Genomic DNA, 25985 nt, shown 5'->3' on the forward strand with positions numbered 1-25985 from the left:
TTCTTGTCCATAGTTGTGATCCTTTACGTTGGATTTGGACAGGAACCACCTGACCTCTCCATTGTAAAGGATTTTTTTGTCTAAACTGATAAACTTTGAATCTTTTTAGTATTTTGAATTGATATTTTTAATTAATGCAACGCTAGTGATATTGTACCTTAATTGTATACAATCAAAAATACAATATGAGTAAAAGGAGGTTCTTATGGATAGCAATTTAGAGAATAAGATATACATAATGCTTAAGAGTGCTATTATCAATCGCGAATTGACACCAGGAATGAAGCTTTCAGAAGAGACTTTGGCGCATGCACTTAGTGTAAGCAGGACTCCTATACGATCTGCATTGCGGAGGCTTTCCTATGATATGTATGTAAAAATTCTTCCGCGCAGAGGCGCTTTTGTAAATGAGCCTACGCCACAAGAAGTTGAAGATGTTTTTGAAATGAGATTATTATTGGAAGATTACGCAGTTACTAAAGCCTGCCGGAATCATGCGAAGTTTAAACCAGTTTTTGAAAAAATAGAGGACCTGATTCAAAAGGAGAAAAAAGCTTATGAGCTTAAGAGCATCGGAGGTGTTTTGGAAAACGTCTATGACATCCATATTGAAATAGCGAAGCTTTCAAAAAATGAAATCTTAATTAAACAATTGCGAGAGTTGATATCCTTGACGAATATATATTTGACTTTTTACAGTGAAAGTCTCTATGATCCAATTTCTCCTAAAGAGCATTTGGACATTTTGGAGGCAATCAAAGTCAGTGATGAGGAGACGGCCCGTAAACGGATGAAGGAGCATATCAATGGTATTATATCTAGACTTAATTTCGAGAAAATTGAGCGCAGCTCTGCCAATATTGAAAGCGTTTTATCAAAGTATAAGTAATTAAAATCCATGTCTTCGGCATTTTGAAAGGGGCTCCCAATATGAAATCGGCTTTATCTGCTATCAAAACGCTCATTCTTGCTCTTGTTTCTATTGCCATCGTCATCGGCGGGATTGTCGTCATTAAAGCACCGACTTCCATTGTACTCATGACTGGCGGTGCCGCAATTATTTTTCTTTCTTTGATTTGGGGAATTAAATGGCAAGATATTGAGCGGGATATTATGAAGAATATAGGGCATATGCTGCTGCCTATTTTGATCTTATTAGCTGTCGGTATGTTGATCGGATCCTGGATCTTATCCGGCACAATTCCCTTCTTTGTTTATTACGGTTTGGTTTTACTAAAGCCCTCGATATTTTTATTTGCGGTATGTTTAATATGTGCCATCATGACGCTGATGTGTGGGAGCTCCTGGGCGACTATAGGAACGATCGGAGTCGCATTTATGGGGATTTCCATGGGACTTGAAGTGCCATTGTATTATACTGCTGCCGCCGTTGTTGTAGGGGCTATCTTTGGAGATAAAGTGTCTCCGTTGTCGGATTCCACTATCCTTGCCTCTTCAATCGTTGATGTAGATTTAATGGAGCACGTAAAACATCTCTTATATACAACGGTTCCCGGACTTGTCATTTCATTGGTTTTATACTTGGTGATTGGTTTACAGTTTAAAAATGTAACCGCTAACAGTGAAACGATCTCAATTATTCAAAATACAATTCTTGATCATTTCAATTTAAATCCAATCGTTTTAATTCCACCTATAGCCGTTTTAATTTTGATCTCTAGAGGACTTCCTGCCCTGCCTGTTTATGGAATAGGGATTTTCCTTGGATGCTTAATAGCAGGTTTTCTGCAAAAGCAAAGTTTATTAGATATTGCCGGGGCTTTGAATAGCGGATACACTCTTGATACCGGAGTCGATATTGTGAATCAAATTGTCCAGCAAGGCGGCCTCTCCAGCATGCTGAGTACTGTTGCTATTTTGATTGCTGCTGCCGTTTTTGGCGCCCCATTGCAGACAGCAGGGGTTGTTGATGTACTTTTAGATAAAATTAAGCAGTTTGCAACAACAAGCCGCTCTATGATGACTTCCTGTCTTACGATGCATGCGGGGCTGTTTACCATTATTGGAAGTTACTATGTAACATATTCCGTTTTGGGCCCCATGCTAAAGCCGTTATATACTGACTATGGAATGCACAGAAAAAATCTTTCCAGAACGCTGGAGGACACAGGGACAGCTCTTGCTCCAATGATTCCCTGGAGCGTGACCGGAGCTTTTATCGCCTCTACATTACAGGTCCCCACAGGGCAATTCATCTTATTTGCTCCAATGGTTTATTTGGGCATTGTCTTCGCTCTGATCTATATTTATACTGGTTTCGGCATTGCCAAGATTAACATTGACTCAAGCGAAAAAAGCGCGAAACAAGAAGTCTCCTGAACTAGTAAAAGTCCTGAACCCGCATAGGGCATCAGGACTTTTCATTTGCTATCTGCCTAAGCGATCCCCCAGCTCTTTAACAACAGATTGATTGCGGGCTCCAGCTCATTCTCTGGTATTCCCGCAAATCCTAGTATGATTTTCGGAGGAAAATCAACTTTTTTCTCCAAGGTGTAATTGGAAAGCGGATGGATCTTCACCTGATTCTCCAAAGCTTTCAGAACAAGCTCATCCTCGTTCATGCCATTTTTTATGGCGAGTAACATGTGCAAGCCGGAATGCTCTCCAATTACTTCCACCTTTTTCTGGTAAGGTTTTAACACTTCCAGGGTTTTTTCCAGTTTTTTTCGGTAGATTTTCCGCATTCTGTTTAGATGCCTCTCAAAGTCTCCCTCTTTCATAAATTGCGTTAATATTCGCTGGTCAATCCTTGAAACAGAACAATGATAGAAAGATAGCGCCTCTTCTTTATATTTTTTCAATAAAGATTTTGGAACAACCATATAGCTGATCCGAAGTGATGGGATTAGGGATTTTGAAAAGCTCCCTAAAAAAATGACTTTTTCGCTGTGATCCATGCTTTGCAATGAAGGGATAGATTTACCGCTATAACGGAATTCACTGTCGTAATCATCTTCGATGATGTAGCGGTGATTACCGCCTGCTGCCCAATTCAATAGCTTGACCCGACGGTTGACTGAAAGTACAGAGCCATATGGAAAGTGGTGTGATGGTGTAACGTAAATGACATTGATGTTCGTATTCTCGACGGAGTCTGTTTTTACACCTTCGTCATCCACTTCCAGAGGATGTATTTTATGCTGTGAGCTTTTCAGTATATGCGATATGACGTGATAACCGGGGTCCTCCACCCCGTATATTGTTTCTTTGTCAAACAGTAGAATAAGCTGCTGCAATAGATTATCACTTCCAGCACCAATGATAATTTGCTCAGGGACGCATTGTACACCTCTTGCATGATATAGATAACGGGCTATTTCTCTTCTAAGTTCTAATTCTCCTTGTTTATCACCAAGTAGGAGCAATGAGTGATTGTGTTGGTCAATCGTGTCTCTGGCATATTTTCTCCATTTGTGAAAAGGAAAATTTTCCGTATCAATCCATCCAGGATGAAAATGATACTTCACCCATTTTTTTTCTTCGATTAATTCATCTGTTACGGCAGCTTCATTTTGGACATATTCCAAATCTTCATAAGCCAGAACAAAATAACCCTTTCTGGGCAGGCCTTCAATGTAACCTTCTGCCATCAGTTGATCATAGGCTGTTTCCACTGTATTCTGGCTGACCTTTAGAAATTCGGAAAGCTTCCGCTTGGATGGCAGCTTGGAGCCGTATTTTAGGCGGCCTTCTGTTATCTCTTTTTTTATATATAAATAGAGCTGTTCATACAACGGAACATCGATGGAACGGTTTAAATTGCATGACAACATGTCCATTCTTCTAACCTCCAATAAAACTGACCCTTTCATTTTATTGAAAACTGGTACTTTTAACAGAGTCAACTTATTTCTATAATAATGGCAAATGAAAGAAAAAACAATATCTATTGGAGGGGTAATGATGACACAAACAGTAAGTGAAGCAGCAAAAAGTGTTCTGGAAAAAATTAATGGCGGCGTTATCATGGACGTAGTAAACGCTGAACAAGCAAGGGTTGCAGAGGATTCTGGTGCCGTGGCAGTCATGGCTTTGGAAAGGGTGCCTTCTGATATTCGCGCGGCTGGCGGAGTGGCCAGAATGGCTGATCCGAGAATTATTGAAGAAGTAGTAAGTGCGGTTTCCATTCCTGTCATGGCGAAAGCACGTATCGGTCATATCGTTGAAGCCAGAGTACTTGAGGCTATGGGTGTTGACTTTATCGATGAAAGTGAAGTCCTGACTCCGGCAGACGAAGAGTATCACCTGCTAAAAAGCGACTTTACCGTGCCATTTGTATGCGGATGCCGTGATTTAGGAGAGGCAGCTCGTCGGATCGGTGAAGGTACTGCGATGCTTCGGACAAAAGGCGAGCCTGGAACAGGGAACATTGTAGAGGCTGTTCGGCATATTCGTAAAGTGAATGCTCAAGTGCGGAGCATCACAAGAATGAATGCCGATGAGTTGATGACAGAGGCCAAAAACCTTGGTGCACCGTATGAAATTTTAAAGCAGATCAAAGAACTGGGGAGACTTCCAGTTGTTAACTTTGCAGCCGGCGGCGTAGCAACACCTGCTGACGCGGCATTGATGATGGAGCTAGGCGCCGATGGTGTATTTGTCGGATCCGGAATCTTCAAATCCGAAAGCCCGGAAAAGTTTGCAAAAGCAATCGTTCAAGCGACGGCTCATTATAAAGACTACGATTTAATTGGCAAGCTTTCAAAAGAACTGGGAGCAGCGATGAAAGGGATTGACATAAATCAGCTTAGTCTGGAAGAAAGAATGGCAGAACGCGGCTGGTAAGCGAGGGTGGAACCCTGCATGATTTTCAGGTAATAGGAGCCTGGGTTACCAAACATATAAAACCCGAAAGCGACAACTATGAGATTTTCGCCTTCGGGTTTTTCAATGTATAGGAAATTGTAAAATTCTATGCTTGTGTATAACTTGTTTTCAGATAAGCTGTGTCCAGCTCAGTCTGTACATCTATGAACAGGCGCTTGCGCTTTTGTTCTTAAATCTCTTATGATTTGAATTTAACTTTCAACTCTTCCATTTCTGAGCGAATGCGTTCCTTGTATGCTTGTACTTTTGCTTTGCGTTCAGCCGAACGCTCTTCGCGTATCTTCTCACGTGCTTGTTCTTGTAACGCTTTTTCCACCTCGCGTGCATGGTCCACTTCTTCTTGAATCACGCTTGCTTCGTATCGCCGGGTTTCTGTAGCAAATTTTCCTATCAACTCATCATACACAGCATCATATTCGTCAGATATAACAGAGACGATTGCTACATCATTTTCTTGTAGGCGGGAGGCCACAGCTGAAATCAGACTGGATTCCTCTTGAAGCTCATCTATATCAGTTATGGCTCCGATGGAAGTCCCTACACCAAAGCCTAGAAGAATACCCAGCGGTCCACCTAAAATCCCGATTAGCGAACCGACTAGGCCGCCAATTAACGTATCATTTCGCGTCTTAATGCCTGTATCGAAGCCATCCTTAAAGACAAGCTTTCCATTTTCTTTTTTTAAAATCGCCACCTGTGATAATACAAAGTCATTACGCTGAAATTGCTTTTGCTTCAACTCCGCTAGTGCTTGAAAAGCTTCGCTTTCCACATCAAAAAAGGTTACAATCACATTCTCCATAAAGCAAACTCCCTTTCAGAAATTAGTCGTTTCTGTTCTAATTCCCGTTATTAACAGATTAAAACATGATAATCTGTTAACCATTAATGAAGTAAGCCAGAAAGATCGTGATGATTGCTGCTGGAGCGGCATACCGGACAATAGCCTTCCATATGGAATGGATGGTAGGGTTCATTCTCAGCTCATCAGCAGTGTCTGCCTTAGTCAGCACATGACCTGCGAACAGTGATACGAGCAGAGCATTGATGGGCATGCCTATTCTGCTTGTCAAAATGTCGGCAAAATCAAAGACGGTGCCGCCAGGAAGATGCAGATCTGATAATGTTCCAAACGATAATGCACTTGGTATACCGACGAGGAAAATGAGCAAGCCAAATACCCAAGCCATTTTCTTTCGGCGGTCATATCTGCTTTGGATACCCGTTGATACGACAATTTCTAACATCGCGATAGCGGATGTTAATGTAGCAAACAACAATAAAATAAAGAAAATAATCATAAATAGACCGCCAAGTGGAATTTCATTAAAGATGGCGGGCAGGACTACAAAGATTAAGCCGGGGCCTTCTTCGGGTGAATGTCCGAGCGCAAAAACCGCGGGAAAAATGACAATTCCAGCCAGTAAGGAAATGAATATATTTAATAACGATACATTTAAGGCAGATTGACCAAGGCGTTCCTCTTTTGGCAGGTAAGACGCGTAAGTCATCATCGCTGTAACACCGACACTTAGCGAGAAGAAAGCCTGTCCAAGCGCCAATAGAAAGGTTTTTCCTGTCAAAAAAGACCAATCAGGAACGAACAGGAATCGTACTCCTTCCATAGCCCCTTCCAATGTCAGGGATCGGATGGCTAAGACGATAAAAAAGATGAATAATAACGGCATCATCCATCGGCTTGCGCGTTCTATCCCTCCCTTGATCCCACCTTGGACAATCCAAATTGTTAAAAACATGAAGGCTGCCTGCGCGATTAGAACTTCAACAGGATTGGATATGACCGATCCGAACAGTTCTCCGTAATCCGTATTATTTAATTGGAAGATCAATGCTCTTGCCAAGTAGGAAAGAATCCATCCTCCGACTACACTGTAAAAAGATAAAAGGATGAAGGATGTAACTAATCCCATCCATCCAATCCAGTGCCATTTCCCTCTTGGGGCAAGTAGCTTTAGAGACGAGACAGCATCGCGCTGTCCTCTTCGCCCGATCACAAACTCTGCCAACAGAATAGGAAGCCCTATTGTCAGCGTCGACAAAATAAATAAAAACAAGAAAACACTGCCGCCATTAGTACCAGCCATGTATGGAAACTTCCAAATTGCTCCCAAGCCAATTGCGCTTCCGGCAGCCGCCAATATAAAACCAATCTTCGATGTCCATTGCTCTCGTTGTTTCAAGAAAATCACTCGCTTCGTTAACAATGTCCTTATTATAGCTTTATCTAACAGAAAAACAAACCGCTAATATTGGAGGTTTTGCAGGAGATTAGACGAAGAGGTGATGAATATGTGGGAGTGAGGTGATTGAAATAAACTCAAATCCGGCCTCATTAGAATCCACCATGAGACCGGGATTTGATAAGGAAACTTCTCAATTCTTTTTAAAAAGCAGGTACATAAAATAGGGAGCGCCAATCAACGCGACGACAATTCCAGCTGGTAGACCATCAGTGCTTCCTATATTTCGCCCGATCGTGTCTGCCACTAATAATAGCCAGCCCCCCACTAAAATGGCAATTGGAATGAATAATTGATTTCTTGCTCCTACGAGCGCTTTGGCAATATGTGGAGCCATTAGTCCAATAAAAGATATCCCCCCGGTGACAGAGACGGAGGCAGCCGCTAATGCCACTGCAGTGAACATGAGTATAATACGTTCTTTCTCAATAGAGACTCCAACACCAGTAGCTACTGGCTCACTCAATCCCAAAAGATTTAACTGATTCGCCTTGAACAGTGTAAAGGGGATAAGGATGGCCAGCCATGGGAGGATGGCCAAAATAAAAGGCCAATCCGTACCCCATATATTCCCGGCTAACCATTTTGCAATGAAGTCTACTTTTGAACGCTCAGCTGATGAAATGAGGACGATCATTGCCCCAGATAGAGCCATCGAAAAACCGATTCCCACTAGGACCAGTTTTATAGGCTGGACCCCAAGAATTTTTTTATATGAGAAAATGTAAATAAGGACAGCTGTTAAGAGTGCCCCAATAAAAGCAACCACAGGCAATAAGTAAATAAAAGAGCCTGCTTTTATAGGGAAATACAAAAAGAATACAGCAATTGCAACACCTGCTCCAGAATTGATTCCTATTATACCTGGATCAGCTAGGTCATTTCGTGTAATTCCTTGTAAAATAGCTCCAGATAAAGCCAATCCCATTCCGGCTAAAAGAACAATGATGATTCTAGGTAGTCGAATAGAGAACAGAACAAACTCTTCCTTAAATGTACCTTGACCAAGGAAGGTTGGAATCAGTCTGTCAAAAGATAAGGCGGAGTAGCCACTGCCGAGTCCAATGATAATCGTAATTGGAATGAGTAACAGCAACAATAAGAGAATGAATCTTTGTTTTTTGAGTAATGATGGATGAATCATGAAAACGCGCTGCCTCCTTTGTGAACAATTAATAAAAAGAAAGGCAGGCCTATGATGGCAATAATGGCTGCTACAGGTGTTTCGTACGGAGCATTGATCGTACGACCTACTGTGTCCGCTAAAAGCATGAAAGTGGCTCCAAAAATAGCAGACATCGGAATGATTAGACGATAGTCGGTTCCAACGATGAAACGTACTATATGAGGTACCATGAGTCCGATGAACACCAGATTACCAACAAGTGCAACAGAAGCTCCAGCAAGCAAAATGACGACAATGAACAAAATGGTCTTTACCTGCGTTGTCTTTTGACCTAAGCCAATGGCTACTTCCTCATTCAAACTGAGAATCGTGAGCTGTTTTGAAAGAAGAATAGCAATGACTATTCCGATTAAAATAAAAGGAATGATCACTTGAAGCTGTTTCCAGGAAGTGCCGATAAGGCCTCCTGCTGTCCACATGGATACATCCTTAGAAATTTTGAAATAAATGCTTATACCTTCAGCAATGGCGTACAGGAAAGCGGAAACAGCTGCGCCAGCTAAGACAAGTCGCAGGGGAGAGAAACCGCCTTTTTTCATGGAACTAATCCCAAAGACCATAATGGTCCCAATCGCTGCTCCAATGAAGCAGGCAATCGTAATACCTAGATAATTGGTTGCCGGTATAAAAGCCAGTACAAATGCTAATGCGGCATTTGCTCCGGCAGTTAATCCGAGCAGGCCCGGATCGGCAAGAGGGTTTTTCGTCATACCTTGAATAATGGCACCAGAAACAGAAAGAGCAGCTCCAACGAAAATAGCTGCCACTTCACGCGGGAATCGAATTTCGCGGATCATTGACAGTTTTTCCCCGGCGGTTTCTGTAGTCAATGCGAGCCAAACATCAGAAACGGTTGTGTCAGCTGCACCAAGCACCATCGAAACAAGAAATACACCAACAAAGATTAAAATTCCTGCAATAAGCTTGTATAAAAATGGGATTTTATGCTGTTCTTTTGTCATTTTTTCTCACTTTTCTTTTAAAAAATCAAAGGAAAGGAATGATTGAAACAAATCCTTTCCCGAAAAATCATTTGCCAAGAAAGCTTTTTTTGAAAAAGTCCAACTGCAGTTCCAGAGTGAGGGGGTCATTGAAATAAAACTCTTTTGCATTTACTTCAAAAACACGATCATTCTTAACAGCGGGTAAGTTTTTATATGTGTCAGTTTCCTGGAATCCATTGTCTGTATCAAGGTTCTTGCTGAGTACCACATAGTCACCAGCAAATTCCGGAAGCACTTCTATAGAGAGTGCATAATATCCGTCTTTGAGTGCCATTTCTTTTACTTTCTCAGGCATAGCTAATTTCATCTCTTGGTATAAAATTTCAGTGCCGCGCCCCCAGTTGTCTCCATATACATAAAGCTGTTTGTCCCAGTTCTCAATAACGGAAACAGTTGAATCCTCACCTATTTTTGCTTTGATTTCTTGGCCAGTCTCTTGGGCGCGTTTTTTAAAATCATCTACCCATTCTTGTGCCTCTTTTTCTTTATTCAATAGCTTGCCAATCTCTAAGTGTTGTGTGAGGTAGTCCACCTTGCCATACGTATATGTGACAGTAGGAGCAATTTCACTTAATTTATCAATGTTTTTACTAGTGGATAAACCAATAATTAGGTCAGGCTCTAGTTCAATAATTTTTTCCAAATTCTCGTCAGAAATTTCCTCGACATCTTTCAGATCTTCTTCAAAGCGGGGGTTCATTTTAGACCAAGAATCCGTCCCTGCTAAATTGACACCTAAAGCCATAACGTTTCCTGTAAAACTAGCTAGTACGACTACTCGTTTAGGATTAGCGGGAACCTCTATAGGCCCATTTTCAGATTCATATGTCCTTGTCTCTGATTTTTCCTCTTTGGAGGCGGAGTTGCTTTTTTGTTCGGATGAGCTGCAGCCACTAATGAGCAGCATGAGCAACAGCAGGGATGGGATCAAAATCTTTTTCATTTCTTTGTTCTCCTTTGATTAAGTTATACGTGATGCACATGGGTTTGTTTGTACGCGGATCCCGTCCGATTTCAGCATCGATATGAAACACTTTTTTTAGGACCTGCTTGTTGATGACTTCTTCACAGCCTCCAGCTTTGACAACTTCACCATCTTTCAAGGCGACGATATAATCTGCAAAGCGGGCAGCTTGATTTAGGTCATGAAGAACCATGATAATGGTGCGATTCTCTTCTTTATTAAGCCTTTGTAATAGCTCCAATACCTCTAGTTGATGTGCCATATCCAAATAGGTGGTAGGTTCATCTAAAAATATAATCTCTGTTTCCTGAGCTAAAGCCATAGCAATCCAAACACGCTGACGCTGGCCGCCTGATAATGCGTCTACGGAACGGTGTTTAAATTCGCTCGTTCCAGTCACATCAAGAGCCCAGTCAATCACTTCAATATCTTTAGGTGTTAAACGTCCAAATCCTTTCTGATACGGGAAACGACCATAGGATACGAGTTCACCAGCAGTTAATCCATTGACACTTTCAGGGGTTTGCGGAAGGATCGCAATCTTTCGGGCAAGAACTTTTGTTTTTTCCTTTGCGGTGTTTTTCCCATCTAAAACAACTGTCCCTGACTGAGGTGGAATAATTCGGGTGATTGCTTTCAATAGGGTTGACTTGCCACAGCCATTTGGACCGATGATTGTAGTAATTTTTTTATCGGGAATTTCCACCCTCAAGTTTTTAACAATGAGCCGTTCCCCATAGCTTATATCTAAATTATCTGTATAAAGGCGAATCAATGTTACACCTCCTAGTTTAAGTTCAAATGATAATGATTATCAGTTGCATGATTTAACTATATTAGTTTGTTTTAATGAAGTCAATATAAAATTGAGATGGCCATTTAAGGAGTGGGATTGGATTGTTCTACGTGAAGTTAACAGCATCTACATAGTGGGATATTAAGGGAATTGAAAAAAATGAGAGGTCTTATTTGCTTTATAAATGATGGGGTGAGTAATTTGATCGATAGATTTGAGTGAGGGCCAAGAATCTGTATATCATAGATTGCTGTTTTCAGTAAAAGGCTAGTCCAGGTGCTGATAAGGGATCACATAGCGGCTTATATTTTTTTCGGCATAACGAAAAAAGGGCGGCTCCTTACTGTGTTTACAGCAAGAGAGCCAGCCCTACTTTTTAGTCTTCTCCATTTATAACCGCAATAATCCCTTCCTCATCATCGAGAACAAGTTCTATTCCTGCATATGGATTTTTACCTAAAATTTCCTCGATCCATAAACGGAGCGCTTCAATTAAATGGATGGTTTGAAGTTCATATTTCATTCCGCTAATATATGCCTCAGCAGTAAACCCAGTTTCATCGTCATACATTAATTCAACTTCCACGTCTTCAGGTTGAACATACCTTTTCCTAGATTGATCAATACAAGTAGCATTGATTATATCCTGCTCAGAGATGATTATCTGCCCCACGGACCTGTATCCTCTCTTCTTTGACGGGTCAAGGCTGTGAATACTTTACGAATGACGACAAAGAGTATATAGATGGCAGCCAGGTTGACTATTAATCCCAATAGTGACCCCAAAGCGCCCATATTTGCGAAAAGACTTCCGAACAGCAATCCGGCCAATCCACCAAACATCAAGCCTTTCATCAGGCCGCCTGAAAAGAACCCACCTTTGGGATTGGTTTGCTGCTTAGTTGAATTCGTTTTTGGGGATTCTTGCTTTTGTTTCTGTTGGAAATTCGACTGGTTATTTTTCATGTTGAAGCTTCTTTTACCAGATTTATAACCTTTTGCTTCGACTGTCGTTACATGATCCTGAAATACCAAGTTTCCGACTGGAGATAATAGAAGTGTTGCCGTGAGCAATGCTGTTATTATTTTTTTCATTTTCAACCTCCGTTGATTTAGTGCAACAGTATTATTATACCTTATCCTTATTTTTTTCACATGAAAATGATTTGGGGCTAAAACGATTTCAATAGGGAGTGTATAATAGATAGTATATAAGGTTTTTGAAAGAATAGATTTTTTATTTTGAAATATGACGATACTGATAAGAGTCTGATGCGGGAGGGGAGAAGGATGTTCGAAGAAATTGATCAAAAAAAACGACTATTAGACAATAAACGGCCTTTGCCGGTATCTACTTTAAAAACATTAAGAGAAAAGTTGCTACTTGAATGGACATACAATTCCAACGCAATTGAAGGCAATACGTTGACGTTGAAAGAGACCAAGGTTGTCCTTGAAGGAATTACTGTCGGTGGAAAAACAATGCGTGAGCATCTTGAAATCATTAATCACAGTGCTGCGATTTTGTATGTAGAAGAAATTGTTAAGAAAAATGAGGAGCTCTCTGAGTGGCAAATCAAAAATATTCATAGACTTGTGTTAAAAGGCATTGATGACGAAAATGCCGGCCAATATCGCAAGGGGCAGGTATTTATTTCCGGCGCGGAGCACATACCACCTGGCCACTATCTCATAGATGAAAAGATGGAAGAGCTGATTGCTTGGCATAATGGACCGGCCCAAGTCCTGCATCCAGTGGAAAAAGCCGCGATGCTTCATGTCTTTTTTGTAGGGATTCATCCATTTATTGATGGTAACGGCCGGACATCAAGGCTGCTGTTAAATTTGGATTTGATGAAGGATGGATATCCGCCAGTAGTCATCAAGGCAAAACATAGACTTGCCTATTATGAAGCATTGGATAAAGCTCATACAAAAGAAATGTTCGATGATTTTATTGAATTAGTGAAAGATGAGTTGGCTGATACGCTGGATTTGTATTTGGAAAGCTTATAAGAGTCAAAATACCGCGTTTTCAGAGGAAGGTACTTATGTCAGAAGAAAATATTACAAGAATTGAACTAAATGGCAAGGAACTCATATTGATTGGGACAGCCCATGTTTCTAAGCAGAGTGCGGAACAGGTAAAAGAGGTCATCGAAGCCGAGCGGCCGGACTCTGTTTGTGTGGAGCTGGATGAACAAAGATACGAAGCGATCCAGAATAAAAATCAATGGAAAGACATGGATATTTTTAAGGTCATCAAGGAAAAGAAAGCAACTCTATTATTAATGAATCTGGCGATTTCCTCCTTTCAAAAGCGGATGGCCAAGCAGTTTGGCATTCAGGCGGGGCAGGAGATGATCCAAGGTATTGAATCAGCCAAGGAAATTGGTGCTGACCTTGTTTTGGCTGACAGGAATATTCAAATCACGTTTGCACGTATTTGGAACAATGTAGGGTTTTGGGGGAAGGCGCAGCTGCTTTCGCAGGTTGTATTCAGTATCTTTAGCAATGAGGAGATCTCAGAAGAAGAGCTTGAAAAGATGAAGAATCAGGATACGATTAACGTTATTTTAAAGGAATTTACTGAAGGTTTTCCTAAGTTGAAGGTTCCATTGATTGATGAGCGTGATCAGTATTTGTCGCAGAAAATTAAAGAAGCTCCAGGAAAGAAAATCGTAGCGGTTCTGGGGGCTGCTCATGTTCCTGGTATTACGGAGGAAATAAAAAAGGAACACGATCTTAAGCGTTTATCCGAACGCCCTCCAAAGTCAAAAGTCCCTAAAGTCATTGGTTGGGCCATTCCCATTCTCATTTTTGCTTTGATTGCTTATACGTTTTATGCTAATCCATCTGCGGGCTGGCAACAAACGATCAGCTGGATACTATGGAATGGGTCTTTATCGGCCCTTGGAACAGCACTTGCTTTTGGACATCCCTTGGCCATTCTAACAGCGTTCGTTGCCGCCCCGATTACTTCTTTGAACCCACTTCTTGCGGCTGGGTGGTTTGCGGGCGCCGTTCAGGCCTATATGCGCAGGCCGCATGTAAGAGATTTTGAAAACCTTTCGCAAGATGTTTTCAGTTTCAAGGGTTTTTGGCATAATAAGGTAACTCGTATACTGCTGGTTGTCGTCCTGGCTAATTTGGGGAGTTCCATCGGTACTTTTGTCGGCGGAGCGGATGTCATCCGTCTATTCTTCGAAAATATGAAATGAATGTTAAGACTCCAGAAGATCTGGAGTTTTTTCTTCTTTTTTTGTGCAGGTTATTGTTATAATACGGTATGCATATTTCCAACTAAATCGATGTGAATAAAAAGCGCGAGGAGAGGTTATTTTTGTACGCACACGTTAATGGAGTAAAATTATTCTTCGATATCGACGGCTCAGGCTATATACCTGACGGCCCCAAAATGAAACACCGTTCGGCCTGTATTGTTTTGCATGGAGGGCCGGGAAGTGATCATTCCGATTTCAAGCCGTGGTTTGATCCGCTAACCGAGCATATGCAGCTTATTTACCTGGATCACCGGGCCAACGGACAGTCTGAGCGGGTTGATCCAGCGACTTGCACGCTGGAACAATTAGCGGATGATATTGAAGCTTTCCGGAAATACCTCGGTTTAGATAAAGTGCATGTGCTGGGCCATTCTTTTGGCGGCATGGTAGCACAAACATATGCCATTAAATATCCGTCATCTGTTGAAAAGCTGCTGCTCATCTGCACGGCTCCAAGTAAGGATTTTTATGAAGATGCCAAAAGCTTTGCAAAGAAGATTGCAACACCCCGGCAATTAGAGCTGATTCCAAGGCTTTTTGAGGGGAAAATCCAGGGTGATGAAGAATTGGAAGCCTGGTGGGATGAATGTTTTGCCCTGTATTTTTATAAAAAGGATGAACAGCTGATGTATGAGACGGGGAATCGCCCGATTGGTTCGCTGGAAGTGTGTAATTATACATTTAAACATTTCATGCCACATTATGATGTCCGGGCACAATTACCGGAATTAACTATGCCAGTACTGATAGTAGCGGGCCGACATGATTGGATTACCTCCGTTTCACAAGCGGAAGAAATGAAGGGACTCCTGCCAGATGCCATTCTAAGCGTTTTTGAAAAAAGCGGTCATATGCCGTTCATAGAAGAACGGGAATCATTTATTCGTACTGTCGTTGATTTTGTAGACAAGGGGAACAAGTGATGAACGGAGAGAGCATTGTCATTTTAACAGTCGGCGCCATCTACCTGCTGGGAATGCTATATATAGGGTATAAGGTTTCAAAACAATTGCATTCATTAGATGATTATATTCTTGGAGGAAGAAATTTACCCTGGTATGTACTGACTTTGACATTCGCAGCAACTGTGGCTAATACAGCAACTGTCATGGGGCAGCCGGGCTTTGCCTATTCAACAGGGTTTACTTATGTATTTTGGGCAGCCTTGTCCTCCTCAACAATTGGAACGATTCTATTAAGCAGGTTCGGCTCTCGTCTGCGCCTCATGAATTTATCAACAGTGGGGGATCTGGCCGATGCCCGTTTTGGAAAAAGCAGGCGCCTAGAGATTTTATTATCCGTTATCCAGGTGGCTTGGAGTATTTTTTTAATAGGAATGTCTCTTTTTGGGGTCGCTTTGATCATTGAGGTTATCACAGGCGTATCCTGGGCATGGAGCATTGGTCCGATCGCTGTAGTAACAATTCTTTATACAATGACAGGTGGATTAAAAGCAGTCGTTCTTACAGATGCCGTCCAAATGGTCATCATTTTACTGGGCGTTAGTGCTTTGTTTTATATGCTAAGTTTAAAATACGGATTTTTCACCAACTTTATCACTGAATATGTTGGAAAATCTGGCTTTGATCTTCAGGCAGGGGCAGATGGAACAACACTGTTTGCCGGGTTTACTGACTTGTTCACTCTTCCTCCGGAAGTGACAGTGTTCAGTCTGATTGCGTTTATATTAGCGACTTCTTTCTGGATTCCAGTAGACCTTGGCTTTATCCAACGTGCTCTGGCTGCGAAAAGCTTTAGAGAGAGCCGGAAAGGAGTTTATAGCTTCTTTTTATTGGATTGGCTGAATGCCTGGATTCTTGTGATTATTGGGGCCTATGGGGTAGTCTTGCTGCCTGGGTTAGTGAATACAGACGAGGTCGTTATCCGACTTGTCAGAGAAACTTTGCCGTTATTTGGAGCGGCTTTGGTAGTAACGGCTGTGGCCGCTGCTGCTATGTCCACGATTTCGACTTACTTGAATGCGGGCAGTGGTATCATCGTTAAAAATATTATTTTAAAGATAAAGTCTGATCTCAGTGATCAAATGCAAATTCGGTTAACTAGGATGTTTACGGTCATTATTGGGTTAACAGCCATTGTTTTTGCCCCGTTTATTTCAGCCAATGGTATCGTTATTGCTGCTGTAGGTATTCAGATCATCCTTATTTCAGCTTTAACACCGCTTGTCTTGCTTTCACTATATTGGAGAAAGATGACTGAGAAAGCGGCGTTTTGGGGCTGTATCCTTACAGTGGCTGCTACTCTTTTTATGATGATTCAAGTAGGAGGACCATACGCTGCATTTGGCGGAGAAGGTTATCTGGGCATTCCCGTTATTATTTGGGGTGTTGCCTTGGCTGTCATTCTTTATGTATCCATCAGTCTAGTTGATGCCAGCAGGGGAGAAGACCAAATGTCGCCGGACTGCATCAATATGTTTAATAATAGAAAAACGATATCAAATAATAAGGACTTGGTTGTACTCTCAGTGATTTGGGGAGCTTTGATTATCTTGGGGCTCTATCGCCATTTCAGCGGCAATTTGTTTGCCTTCCCGTTTCTGTCAGGGTTTGGCGGCACAGTAACTAATATTGTTTTTTCACTGATCGCCCTTTTGACATCCGGTTTTGGGATTTACATCATTATCCGTGTATTCAAATATGTAAAAGAGGACTTTATGCAGAAGAAAGAGCTATAAAGCATCAGCAAGCCCCCCGCTGGATTAGCGGGGGGCTTGAGTGATGTATTACAAAGCCTCTCTGATCACCTTTTTATAATAAAAGACAGACAGCAGGCCGAAGACGGAATACAGTGCAGTGTAAAGGAGCATTACGATAAACATTGGCGTCCACAGTTCTGTCCCAAATAAGAACCATCCGGATTTGACAGCGAAATACCCATGAAGCAATCCGATGCCAAGCGGGATGCCGAAATTGAATAATTGTTTCGCTTGGATACCACGCAACAGGTCATTCTGTGTGTATCCGAGCTTTCTCAAAATGGTGTAGTTTGGTTTTTCGTCTTCACCTTCATCCATCTGTTTAAAATAAAGGATACAGCCTGATGTAATCAAGAAGGTGAGCCCCAAGAAGCCGACGATAAACATGGTGAGGCCGAATAATTGTTTTTGTGTGCTGATCATTTCATAAAGAGAATGGTAAGTCCCAATCTCATCAAAGCCAAGTGTTTTAAAGATGTCGTTCGCTTTTTCAATGTCCTTGTCATCCTTAAGGTCAACTCCGATGTAAACCGGCTCTTTCTGAATCTTAGGATTCAAATCCTTCTTTAGACGGTTAAACACGGTATCGTCTACAATTGCAACTGGAAGTCCACCGCTTGTAAAAGTCCAGGAAATGATCCGTTCCTTCCGCATGCCTTTATAATTTTGCATAATTGTTTCGTTTTGTGTTTTCCACTTGATTGTCCCTTGATCTTTAAAAGAAATAAACTTCTTCATCAGATCGGAATATCCGGTAAATATCGTATCGTTAGGAGAAACATCGATGCCATCAATGTCTTTGTCACTGACGACAGCCATATCTATGACATTGGGATCAAAATTTATTCCTTCCAGATCACTGTCCAGAATGTCTTTTACATTGGCCTCTACTTGGATAACGTTGATTTTTGTTTCACTGAAGGCAATTTGATTTCTTTTAAAAGAGTCTTTCAGCTCATTTGCATCTTTTATGTCCGTTAAGGTGAAGTCCGCTGGAACATTGTCCCGAGCTGATTTTTCCGCCGAATAGTACGAAATATAGCTGAGAGATAAAAGTCCTACTGCCAAAGCCGATACTGTTGTAATGACGGTGAGCAATAACGCATTCGATTTCATCCGGAACATGATGGAAGAAAGCGAAAGGACTTCGTTAATATTTAAATATCCCTTCTTCCTTTTCCGGATGAGGTGGAAAAGGAAACTGACAGAGCCTTTGTAAAAAAGGTACGTTCCAATTATGACGGTAGCCAGAATAAACAGCATCGCCCCGAATAATTGCGGCATCGTTGTAAAATCACCGCTAAACAGCTTTGAAGATACATAGTAGCCTGTAATAATCAAGATGATTCCAAGGATTCCGATAACCACTTGAAATTTGGATAGCTTTTTCACTTTTGATTCAGTGGAAGAAAGAACCCGGAATAATGACAAGATGCTTTGCCGCTTGATAAAAAGGTAATTCATCATTAGGATGAACAGATAGATGACAGAAAAAACGATCACTGTCTGGATCAGCGCTTTGGATGAAAACGTTAAAGTGGCAATTGCATCCACGCCTGTTATTTTAAACAGGATCATGATGATTAACTTAGAGACGGAGAAGCCAATAAATATTCCCAGAATCATAGAACTGTAATAAAGAATAAAATTTTCAGCACTTAAAAGCCGAAAAATTTTATTTTTAGTCATTCCTATGAGCTGAAACAAGCCTATTTCTTTGCTCCTTCTTTTAATAAAAAGCTGATTGGCATATAAAAGAAAGACGGAAACAATAGCCACAAGCATAACGGATGCAGCTCTGATAGCGGCCCCGCCTTTGATGGAGCCTTTTACTTCGTCCATCGAAGGATCATATTGCAAAGTGACAAAAGCGAAATAAAGGGCAACACTGAAAATCAACGCAAAAACATAGAGATAGTAATTCTTGATGTTCTTTTTCAAGTTGCGAAAAATGATCTGATTAACGTTCATCGTGGACACCGCCCAGTACGCCTTGGGTTTTCATGATATCCTTCAGGAACGTCTGTCTCGTCTCTTCGCCTTTGTTCAACTGTGTATACATTTGTCCGTCTTTGATGAATATCACACTTTTTGAAAAACTTGCAGCCACGGGGTCATGCGTGACCATGATAATCGTCGCACCCAGCTTTTCGTTTAAGCCGCTCAGTTTATTTAAAAGATCCGAAGCGGATTTGGAATCCAACGCGCCTGTCGGCTCGTCTGCAAAAATGATGCTTGGATTGTGGATGAAGGCCCTTGCTGCTGAAGTTCGCTGCTTCTGCCCGCCGGAAATTTCATTCGGGTATTTATCTTTTATTTCGGCGATGCCAAGCTCAGTTGCCAACTGATGAAATTTTTGTTCAGCTTCCTTTTTAGGCGTCTTTGTAATGGACAATGGAAGAAGGATATTTTCTTTCACCGTCAATGTATCGAGCAAATTATAGTCCTGGAAAATGAAGCCAAGATGATTTTTCCGGAATTCGGCAAGTTGCTTTTCCTTCATGCCGACAATGTCCTTGCCATTAATTTTGATGATGCCCTGGCTGACCCTGTCGATGGAGGAAAGGACATTCAACAATGTCGTTTTTCCAGATCCGGAAGCACCCATGATACTGACAAAATCACCTTTTTCCACTTCGATGTCTATCCCTTTTAAAACTTCCTGTTTATTGAATTTATTCCCGTAGCTTTTATAAATTTTTTGTGCTGCAAGAATGCTCATTTTGTTCGCTCCTTTACTGATGTCCAGCTTCAGCGCCTAGCCCTTGAGGTCCCAAGACAATTTCCTATAGTGACTTAGAGTTTGTTTGTCCATACTGACCAAGGCGCTTTTGCTTTTTTTCGTTATTTTTATCATAAAAGGATTGAATGGCTTTTTCCTTCGATTGGCCGAACAAATGATAAAAGCATGTGACAATCATGTCACATGCGTGTGAGATTTACAAAATCGTTTGATTTGGGGAAGGTAAGTATGAACGTGGTACCCGTTCCAGGTCTTGAACTCACCTGGATTTGGATCATCAAGGAAGTGGCAGCTTTTTTGGCCAAATAGAGTCCCATGCCTGTGGCGGCCTGATCTGGATGGGTTGTCGAAGTGAAGCCTTTATCAAAGATGCGAGGGAGATCCTTTGCATTAATGCCTCTTCCAAAGTCCTTGACTTCCAGAACTGTATGATCGTTTTCCGCTGTACTCCGAATGATAATATCGGAAGCAACACTGTATTTAACCGCGTTCGTCAGGAGCTGCCTCAGGATAAAAGCAAGCCACTTCTCATCGCTAAGGATCTCATCCGCATTCAAATCGACTTCAAAGCCAATGCCTTTTTGTATGCACCATGACTGGAGATTCTTGATCTCTTTAAAAACCAAAGGTTGCAAGTCGATTTTTTCAATATGCAAGTCGTTTTCAATGAATGAAATCCTCTTTTCATGAAGCTGATGGTCAAGTAAAAGGTGTATCCGTAGCCATTCATATGTCAATTGTGCTTTCATCTTTTCGTCTTCTAACCGTTCAATCATTAAATGCATGGCCGTTAAAGGAGTCTTCACTTCGTGGATCCAGGATAATAAATCGTCTCGTTCCTGTTCGAGAATTAAGCGATTTTCGGTGGCTGTCCGCTTCAGTTTTTTTGTTTGCTCTATGATGCTCTCATCCACTATTATCTCAAATGGGGAATTAGCATCCATGATTCCCAATAAATCAAGGCCGCTTTCCCATTCCTCCAGAGCTTTGTAAAAAGGTGCTTCTTTGTTGTAACGAACCGCTAGAAAAACGATGAAGATGATAAGCGATAAAAACACAATATAGGCAACCGGCGTGAAAGGAATAGACAAATCTATATAGGCGATAAAAAGGAAGAGGAGCTGGATAAATAAAAACAGCAAAATCCAGCTGCGCCTTTCAATCAAAAATTTTTTGAACATCTATTGTTCCTCTTCTTTCGCCATATAGCCCTGGCCCACTTTTGTTTCGATAAATTTGCCGATCCCGATTTCATCAAGGCTCTTTCTTAAACGATTCACATTGACTGTCAACGTGTTGTCACTGACAAACCTTTCGTCATCCCACAAGCTTTTAATCAGATCCGAACGGCTGACAATACTGTTTTTCCTCTCAATGAGCACCTTCAAGATAAACATTTCATTTTTCGTCAATTCGACTGTTCCGTTCTCATTTGTAACTGTATTTTTGGCATAATCAATAGTTGCTCCACACCAGCTTTTCAAATCCAAAGACTCCGTATTGTAGTTATAGACGCGGCGCAGAATAGCTTGGATTTTTGCAATTAACACGTCAAAATGGAAAGGCTTTTGGATAAAATCATCGGCCCCTAGCTGCATGGACATGACCATATCTGTGGGATGGTCTCTGGATGATAAAAAAATGATTGGTACGTTGGAATGGGAGCGGATCATCCGACACCAATGGAATCCATCAAACTTTGGAAGCTGGATATCAATCACAACCAAATCGGGATTGATGGTGGTAAATTCTTGAAGTACTCGTTCGAAGTTTGTTACACCATATACATCATAGGACCATTGCGAAAGCCGCTCTTTGATTTCATTAAATAAAGTCATATCGTCTTCTATGAGAAAGATTTTAAACATAGGATCACCGTTCTTTTTTGCATATTCTATAGTTATTGTATATGAAAAGAAGGTTAATTGAAAAAAATTCCTGTGATTTTGTGTTGACTCCCTTAATTTTTTTTGAAATAATATATCCAGTTTAATACTGGTACCTTTAATTCAGTCCCGTGAGGCTGACAAGGACAACGGATCAATGAACAGTAGCGAGGAGGTCAAGCTTCGCTCATTGTTCTGCTTGGAGACAGGCTTCTTGTCAGAAAATGGCAGGAAGCCTGTTTTCTTATCCTAAAAATCCTTCTTAGTACCAGTTCAATTTTAATTTAGGAGGAATTGGTATGGAAAAAATAGATAAGGATTTTTCACTCGAGGCAGTACCTCAATCACACCGCAATAACTTTTGGCAGATTCTAGTCGTCATGTTAGGGCTCACGTTTTTCTCCGCCAGCATGTGGTCGGGAGGCACTCTGGGCAAAGGCCTGACCTTCATGCAATTTATCGGGATTACTCTAGCTGGAAACATGATCCTTGGCGCTTATACTGGAGCGCTCGCATATATCGCGGCAAAGACTGGTCTATCTACCCACTTACTTGCCCGCTATGCGTTCGGTGAAAAAGGCTCTTACTTATCATCATTCCTCCTTTCCGCGACACAGGTCGGCTGGTTCGGCGTAGGGGTAGCGATGTTTGCTGTTCCGGTTCAAAAAGTGACAGGCTTGGATACGTACCTTTTGATTGGAATTGCAGGAATATTAATGACAGTCACAGCGTTTTTCGGAATGAAAGCTTTGACCATCCTCGGTTTTATTGCCGTTCCGCTTATCACGGTCCTTGGCAGCTTTTCCGTGTTTAAAGCGACAGAGTCAGTTGGGGGTATGCAGGGGCTGTTCGAATACCAGCCGACAGAAGCGATTGGGCTGGCGGCCGCTTTGACTATATGTGTAGGTTCGTTCATCAGCGCAGGGACATTAACACCTGATTTTACCCGGTTTGCGAGAACGAAGCGTTCGGCGGTCGTTTCAACTGTTGTCGCCTTTTTCATCGGGAATTCACTTATGTTCCTGTTCGGAGCTGTCGGAGCCATTGCAACAGGGCAATCGGATATTTCAGAGGTTATGTTCTTGCAAAATCTGATTGTTCCAGCCATTATTGTGTTGGGATTGAATATCTGGACAACGAATGACAATGCTTTGTATGCATCAGGCTTGGGATTTTCCAATATCACAAAAATACCTAGAAGCAAAGTGGTTATCTTTAACGGAATTGTCGGTACAGTGCTGGCAATGTGGCTTTACAATCATTTTGTAAACTGGTTGACCATTTTAGGGTCGACATTGCCTTCAATTGGTGCCATCATATTGGCAGACTTTTTCATCGTGAACCGCGGCAAGTACAAAAGCTTCGACAAAATGACTTTTAAAGCGGTCAATTGGGTAGCCATTGTTGCATGGGCGGCAGGGGTGGCCATTGCAGAATTCGTTCCGGGTATCCCGCCGATCAATTCGCTGCTGGGTTCAGTCATTACGTTTGTTATCCTTTCCAAGCTGTTTAGCAAAAAACAGAGTGAAGAAAAAATCGTTACAGAAAAGGTGGGCTGATCCATGATCATCCAAAACGCAAAACTCCGGGGCAAAGACGGTTTGTGGAACATCGTCATTCATGACAATAAAATTGCAGAGATTTCACAAGGTGCTGTTGAACAAACGGATCAAGAGATACTAGACGTGGATGGATCTCTTGTCCTTCCGCCTTTTATTGAGCCCCATATCCATTTAGACACAACATTGACGGCCGGAGAGCCGGAATGGAATCAAAGCGGTACATTATTTGAAGGTATTCAAAGATGGGCGCAAAGAAAAGAAAGTCTTACTTTGGATGATGTCAAAACAAGGGCTAAAACGGCATTGAAGTGGCAGATTGCCCAAGGGATACAATATGTTCGTACTCATGTGGATGTAACGGATCCCGATTTAACAGCAATGAAGGCAATGCTGGAAGTGAAAGAAGAAATGTCTCCGTATGTGGATTTGCAGCTCGTTGCTTTTCCACAGGAAGGAATTCTCTCCTATCCCAGCGGTGTGGAGTTGTTGGAAGAGTCCTTGAAAATGGGTGCTAATGTTGTCGGCGGAATTCCCCATTTTGAATTCACAAGAGAGTATGGAGTCGATTCATTAAAATCAGCATTTGACTTGGCGGAAAAATATGACCGCCTTGTTGATATCCACTGTGATGAAATTGATGATGAGCAGTCCCGCTTTGTTGAAGTGGTGGCCGCAGAAACATATGAAAGAGGACTTGGTAGCCGAGTCACCGCAAGTCATACAACAGCAATGGGGTCTTATAATGATTCCTATACGTACAAGCTGTTCAGGCTTTTAAAGCTATCCGGAATCAACTTTGTGTCCAATCCGCTTGTCAATATCCATCTGCAAGGGAGATTCGACACATATCCGAAAAGGCGGGGGCTGACACGCGTAAAAGAGCTGTTGGAAGCAGGAATGAATGTCTGCTTCGGACATGATGACATTTTCGACCCATGGTATCCGCTTGGTACAGGAAATATGCTACAAGTGCTTCATATGGGTATCCACGCTTCGCAGTTAATGGGCTATGAACAGATCGTCAATTCTATCGATCTGATTACTGAAAACAGCGCTAAGACACTAAATATAGAAGACAGCTACGGAATCGAAAAAGGTAAGCCTGCCAACTTGATCGTTCTTTCCGCTGAAAATGAATATGAAGCGATTCGAAGACAGGCGATTGTCAAATACTCTATTCGAAACGGCCGCATCATATCTAAAACGAAGCCAAGTGAAACAATCGTCAACCTAGGGGCGGAAGAAAAAGTTGACTTTGTAAGGCCATAAGAACTTAACCTCAAAGGGCGGTGCTCTTTGGGTTTTTTTGGAGAGAAAAAAGTAATCCTGCTTTAAGCAAAAATAGAGATTATACAAAAAAGTCCTCTTGGTATGATAAGAGGTGTCCAATCACCGCAGATAAAAGAACTCTTTAGAACCAAAGAGGACGATCATGAAGGTTATAAACAAAATAATAAAAAGATATGACAATGATAGATCAAACATTCATGATTGGAATTCGACATTGCGAAAAACAAGCATATCGCAGTCTGAAGTGGATGGCGCCACCGGTGCAAGGATTAAGTTCAATCGTTGTGAACCCCCGCATCCAAATTTACTTGCTCACTTTTCTTAACAGTGAATTATCAAAACGAAAGGAAAGTATGGTACATTGAGGTACTTTATGCGTTTATTAGCCGTTCAGTCATATGTAAAAGTCCAGAAGCAAATCATTGATGCTGAAATTGTGTATAAAGAAGAAAACCGTCAAATTCATCTTTATCAAGACCGTCTAGTGACAAAGTACCGTGAGTTTCCAATAAGCGACATATCCGATTTGTCATTCCGAAAAATGGGTGATGAAGGCGGGTTGCTATATGTACATACGAGTAGAGGAATATTTTCTTATACCGTGCCCTCTTCACCAGAGTCTTTTATAAAAGCTTTCAGGATTCATATAAAGAAAGAATACTTTTAAGCTAGTGGAAGCGCTGATTATCCGCCTTCCTACTGTGTATCTCAAGCTAATTTTGAAGGGTTTTCGGTGAAGAAAAGGTCGCAATAAAACGATTTGTTTTTTAAATGGGAAGGGGAATTTCGTTGAAAAAGCTCATTATGTTAATAACATTTGCCATGTTATTAATGGTTTCTGCATGTGGTAAGGACATGTCATCAAATGAAAACGTAGAAAAAGAAGAGGAAGAGCAGGGAGTGGAAATTGATAAAGGCTTGTTGAATGTTGAAGTGACACTTCCGAAGGATTTTTTTAAAGAAGAAGATGTGGACGAAATGATTGCTCAAGCAAAAGAAGATGGAGTAAAAGAAGCAATAAAGAATGAGGATGGGTCAATTACCTATAAAATGTCCAAGTCCGATTATAAAGAGATGATGAAGGAAATAGATAAGAACGCTCTTGAATATATCGACGAAATTAAAACCAGCGAAGATTTTCCATCTATCAAAGAAGTTATTCATAACAAGTCCTTTTCCGAATTCACACTTTCAGTGGACCAAGAAGCTTTTGAGAGTGGCTTCGATGGTTTTGCAGCATTAGGGTTGGGTATGACAGGTCTATATTACCAAGTATTTGCTGGGACCTCAGGAGAGAAAGCCAAAGTGACAATCACTCTAAAAAATGCCGATAGTGGTGAAGTTTTCAATACACTGGTTTACCCGGATGATTTAGAGGAAGAGGAAGGTCAAGAACAGAACTGATGAAATAATAGAAGGGAGCAGCCTCCACTGCTCCTATT

At 41.5% G+C, this 25985-nt stretch carries 24 protein-coding genes; 11 read left to right on the forward strand and 13 right to left on the reverse strand.

The annotated features are described in order from the left end of the window. Positions 1–205: 205 nt before the first annotated feature. On the forward strand, positions 206–889 hold the full coding sequence (locus tag H9631_RS09985) for a GntR family transcriptional regulator (protein WP_191812341.1): 684 nt from the start codon (positions 206–208) through the stop codon (positions 887–889). 41 nt (positions 890–930) lie between these two features. Beyond that, positions 931–2340 (forward strand): Na+/H+ antiporter NhaC, encoded by a 1410-nt coding sequence (gene nhaC / locus H9631_RS09990; RefSeq protein WP_191812343.1) that lies wholly within the window; start codon positions 931–933, stop codon positions 2338–2340. 56 nt (positions 2341–2396) lie between these two features. Here the strand turns inward: nhaC and pdxR are convergent, their stop codons facing one another. Further along, positions 2397–3800, reverse strand: a complete 1404-nt coding sequence (gene pdxR, locus H9631_RS09995) for a MocR-like pyridoxine biosynthesis transcription factor PdxR (RefSeq protein ID WP_191812345.1) — start codon at positions 3798–3800, stop codon at positions 2397–2399. A gap of 121 nt (positions 3801–3921) precedes the next feature. On the opposite strand from pdxR, the gene pdxS reads away from it, so the two are divergent. Further along, positions 3922–4806, forward strand: a complete 885-nt coding sequence (gene pdxS / locus H9631_RS10000; RefSeq protein ID WP_191812347.1) for a pyridoxal 5'-phosphate synthase lyase subunit PdxS — start codon at positions 3922–3924, stop codon at positions 4804–4806. A gap of 220 nt (positions 4807–5026) precedes the next feature. Here pdxS and H9631_RS10005 read toward each other — a convergent pair whose 3' ends face one another. From H9631_RS10005 to H9631_RS10040, 8 genes are all read right to left on the reverse strand, one after another. Beyond that, positions 5027–5650 (reverse strand): DUF1269 domain-containing protein, encoded by a 624-nt coding sequence (locus tag H9631_RS10005; protein WP_191812349.1) that lies wholly within the window; start codon positions 5648–5650, stop codon positions 5027–5029. 76 nt (positions 5651–5726) lie between these two features. Continuing rightward, a complete protein-coding gene (locus tag H9631_RS10010; protein ID WP_191812351.1) occupies positions 5727–7049 on the reverse strand; it encodes a sodium-dependent transporter in 1323 nt (440 codons plus the stop codon). 193 nt (positions 7050–7242) lie between these two features. After that, positions 7243–8253 carry a FecCD family ABC transporter permease gene (locus tag H9631_RS10015; RefSeq protein WP_191812353.1) on the reverse strand — a complete coding sequence of 337 codons (1011 nt, stop codon included), beginning with the start codon at positions 8251–8253 and terminating at the stop codon, positions 7243–7245. After that, on the reverse strand, positions 8250–9257 hold the full coding sequence (locus H9631_RS10020) for a FecCD family ABC transporter permease (protein ID WP_191812355.1): 1008 nt from the start codon (positions 9255–9257) through the stop codon (positions 8250–8252). Before H9631_RS10020 ends, H9631_RS10015 begins: the two co-directional genes overlap by 4 nt. Before the next feature lie 67 nt (positions 9258–9324). Then, the gene (locus H9631_RS10025) at positions 9325–10242 is read right to left on the reverse strand and encodes an iron-hydroxamate ABC transporter substrate-binding protein (RefSeq protein WP_191812356.1); all 918 of its coding nucleotides are present in this window, start codon (positions 10240–10242) and stop codon (positions 9325–9327) included. Then, positions 10193–11038 carry an ABC transporter ATP-binding protein gene (locus H9631_RS10030; RefSeq protein ID WP_191812358.1) on the reverse strand — a complete coding sequence of 282 codons (846 nt, stop codon included), beginning with the start codon at positions 11036–11038 and terminating at the stop codon, positions 10193–10195. The genes H9631_RS10025 and H9631_RS10030 overlap by 50 nt, the downstream gene beginning before the upstream one ends. A 397-nt stretch (positions 11039–11435) precedes the next feature. Continuing rightward, positions 11436–11732 carry a DUF2653 family protein gene (locus H9631_RS10035; protein WP_191812360.1) on the reverse strand — a complete coding sequence of 99 codons (297 nt, stop codon included), beginning with the start codon at positions 11730–11732 and terminating at the stop codon, positions 11436–11438. Continuing rightward, on the reverse strand, positions 11720–12154 hold the full coding sequence (locus H9631_RS10040; RefSeq protein ID WP_191812362.1) for a hypothetical protein: 435 nt from the start codon (positions 12152–12154) through the stop codon (positions 11720–11722). The genes H9631_RS10035 and H9631_RS10040 overlap by 13 nt, the downstream gene beginning before the upstream one ends. A gap of 195 nt (positions 12155–12349) precedes the next feature. Here H9631_RS10040 and H9631_RS10045 point away from each other — a divergent pair, with 195 nt between their 5' ends. The 4 genes from H9631_RS10045 (at position 12350) to H9631_RS10060 (ending at position 17041) form a co-directional block, all read left to right on the forward strand. After that, positions 12350–13075, forward strand: a complete 726-nt coding sequence (locus H9631_RS10045) for a Fic family protein (RefSeq protein WP_191812364.1) — start codon at positions 12350–12352, stop codon at positions 13073–13075. 35 nt (positions 13076–13110) lie between these two features. Further along, positions 13111–14280: a TraB/GumN family protein gene (locus tag H9631_RS10050; protein ID WP_191812366.1), complete on the forward strand. Its 1170-nt coding sequence runs from the start codon at positions 13111–13113 to the stop codon at positions 14278–14280. Positions 14281–14402: 122 nt separating this feature from the next. Beyond that, positions 14403–15266, forward strand: a complete 864-nt coding sequence (locus tag H9631_RS10055; protein ID WP_191812368.1) for an alpha/beta fold hydrolase — start codon at positions 14403–14405, stop codon at positions 15264–15266. Then, on the forward strand, positions 15266–17041 hold the full coding sequence (locus H9631_RS10060) for a sodium:solute symporter family protein (protein WP_191812376.1): 1776 nt from the start codon (positions 15266–15268) through the stop codon (positions 17039–17041). Before H9631_RS10055 ends, H9631_RS10060 begins: the two co-directional genes overlap by 1 nt. A gap of 48 nt (positions 17042–17089) precedes the next feature. Here the strand turns inward: H9631_RS10060 and H9631_RS10065 are convergent, their stop codons facing one another. The 4 genes from H9631_RS10065 to H9631_RS10080 all read right to left on the reverse strand — a co-directional run bounded on the left by H9631_RS10065 (position 17090) and on the right by H9631_RS10080 (position 21673). Further along, positions 17090–19033, reverse strand: a complete 1944-nt coding sequence (locus H9631_RS10065; RefSeq protein ID WP_191812378.1) for an ABC transporter permease — start codon at positions 19031–19033, stop codon at positions 17090–17092. Continuing rightward, positions 19023–19784, reverse strand: coding sequence for an ABC transporter ATP-binding protein (locus H9631_RS10070; RefSeq protein WP_191812380.1), 762 nt, complete (start codon positions 19782–19784; stop codon positions 19023–19025). Before H9631_RS10070 ends, H9631_RS10065 begins: the two co-directional genes overlap by 11 nt. Positions 19785–19984: 200 nt before the next feature. Further along, positions 19985–20986, reverse strand: a complete 1002-nt coding sequence (locus tag H9631_RS10075) for a sensor histidine kinase (protein ID WP_191812382.1) — start codon at positions 20984–20986, stop codon at positions 19985–19987. Beyond that, positions 20987–21673, reverse strand: a complete 687-nt coding sequence (locus H9631_RS10080; RefSeq protein ID WP_191812384.1) for a response regulator transcription factor — start codon at positions 21671–21673, stop codon at positions 20987–20989. Positions 21674–21990: 317 nt separating this feature from the next. Between H9631_RS10080 and codB the strand changes: the two genes are divergently transcribed. The 4 genes from codB (at position 21991) to H9631_RS10100 (ending at position 25947) form a co-directional block, all read left to right on the forward strand. Continuing rightward, positions 21991–23250: a cytosine permease gene (gene codB / locus H9631_RS10085; protein ID WP_191812385.1), complete on the forward strand. Its 1260-nt coding sequence runs from the start codon at positions 21991–21993 to the stop codon at positions 23248–23250. Positions 23251–23253: 3 nt separating this feature from the next. Further along, positions 23254–24522: a cytosine deaminase gene (locus H9631_RS10090; RefSeq protein WP_191812387.1), complete on the forward strand. Its 1269-nt coding sequence runs from the start codon at positions 23254–23256 to the stop codon at positions 24520–24522. Positions 24523–24916: 394 nt separating this feature from the next. Next, positions 24917–25210 carry a hypothetical protein gene (locus H9631_RS10095; protein ID WP_191812389.1) on the forward strand — a complete coding sequence of 98 codons (294 nt, stop codon included), beginning with the start codon at positions 24917–24919 and terminating at the stop codon, positions 25208–25210. 122 nt (positions 25211–25332) lie between these two features. Beyond that, positions 25333–25947 (forward strand): hypothetical protein, encoded by a 615-nt coding sequence (locus tag H9631_RS10100; RefSeq protein ID WP_191812391.1) that lies wholly within the window; start codon positions 25333–25335, stop codon positions 25945–25947. Positions 25948–25985 lie beyond the last annotated feature (38 nt).

The organism is Bacillus norwichensis, from assembly GCF_014836955.1.
Taxonomy (GTDB): domain Bacteria; phylum Bacillota; class Bacilli; order Bacillales; family Bacillaceae_C; genus Siminovitchia; species Siminovitchia norwichensis.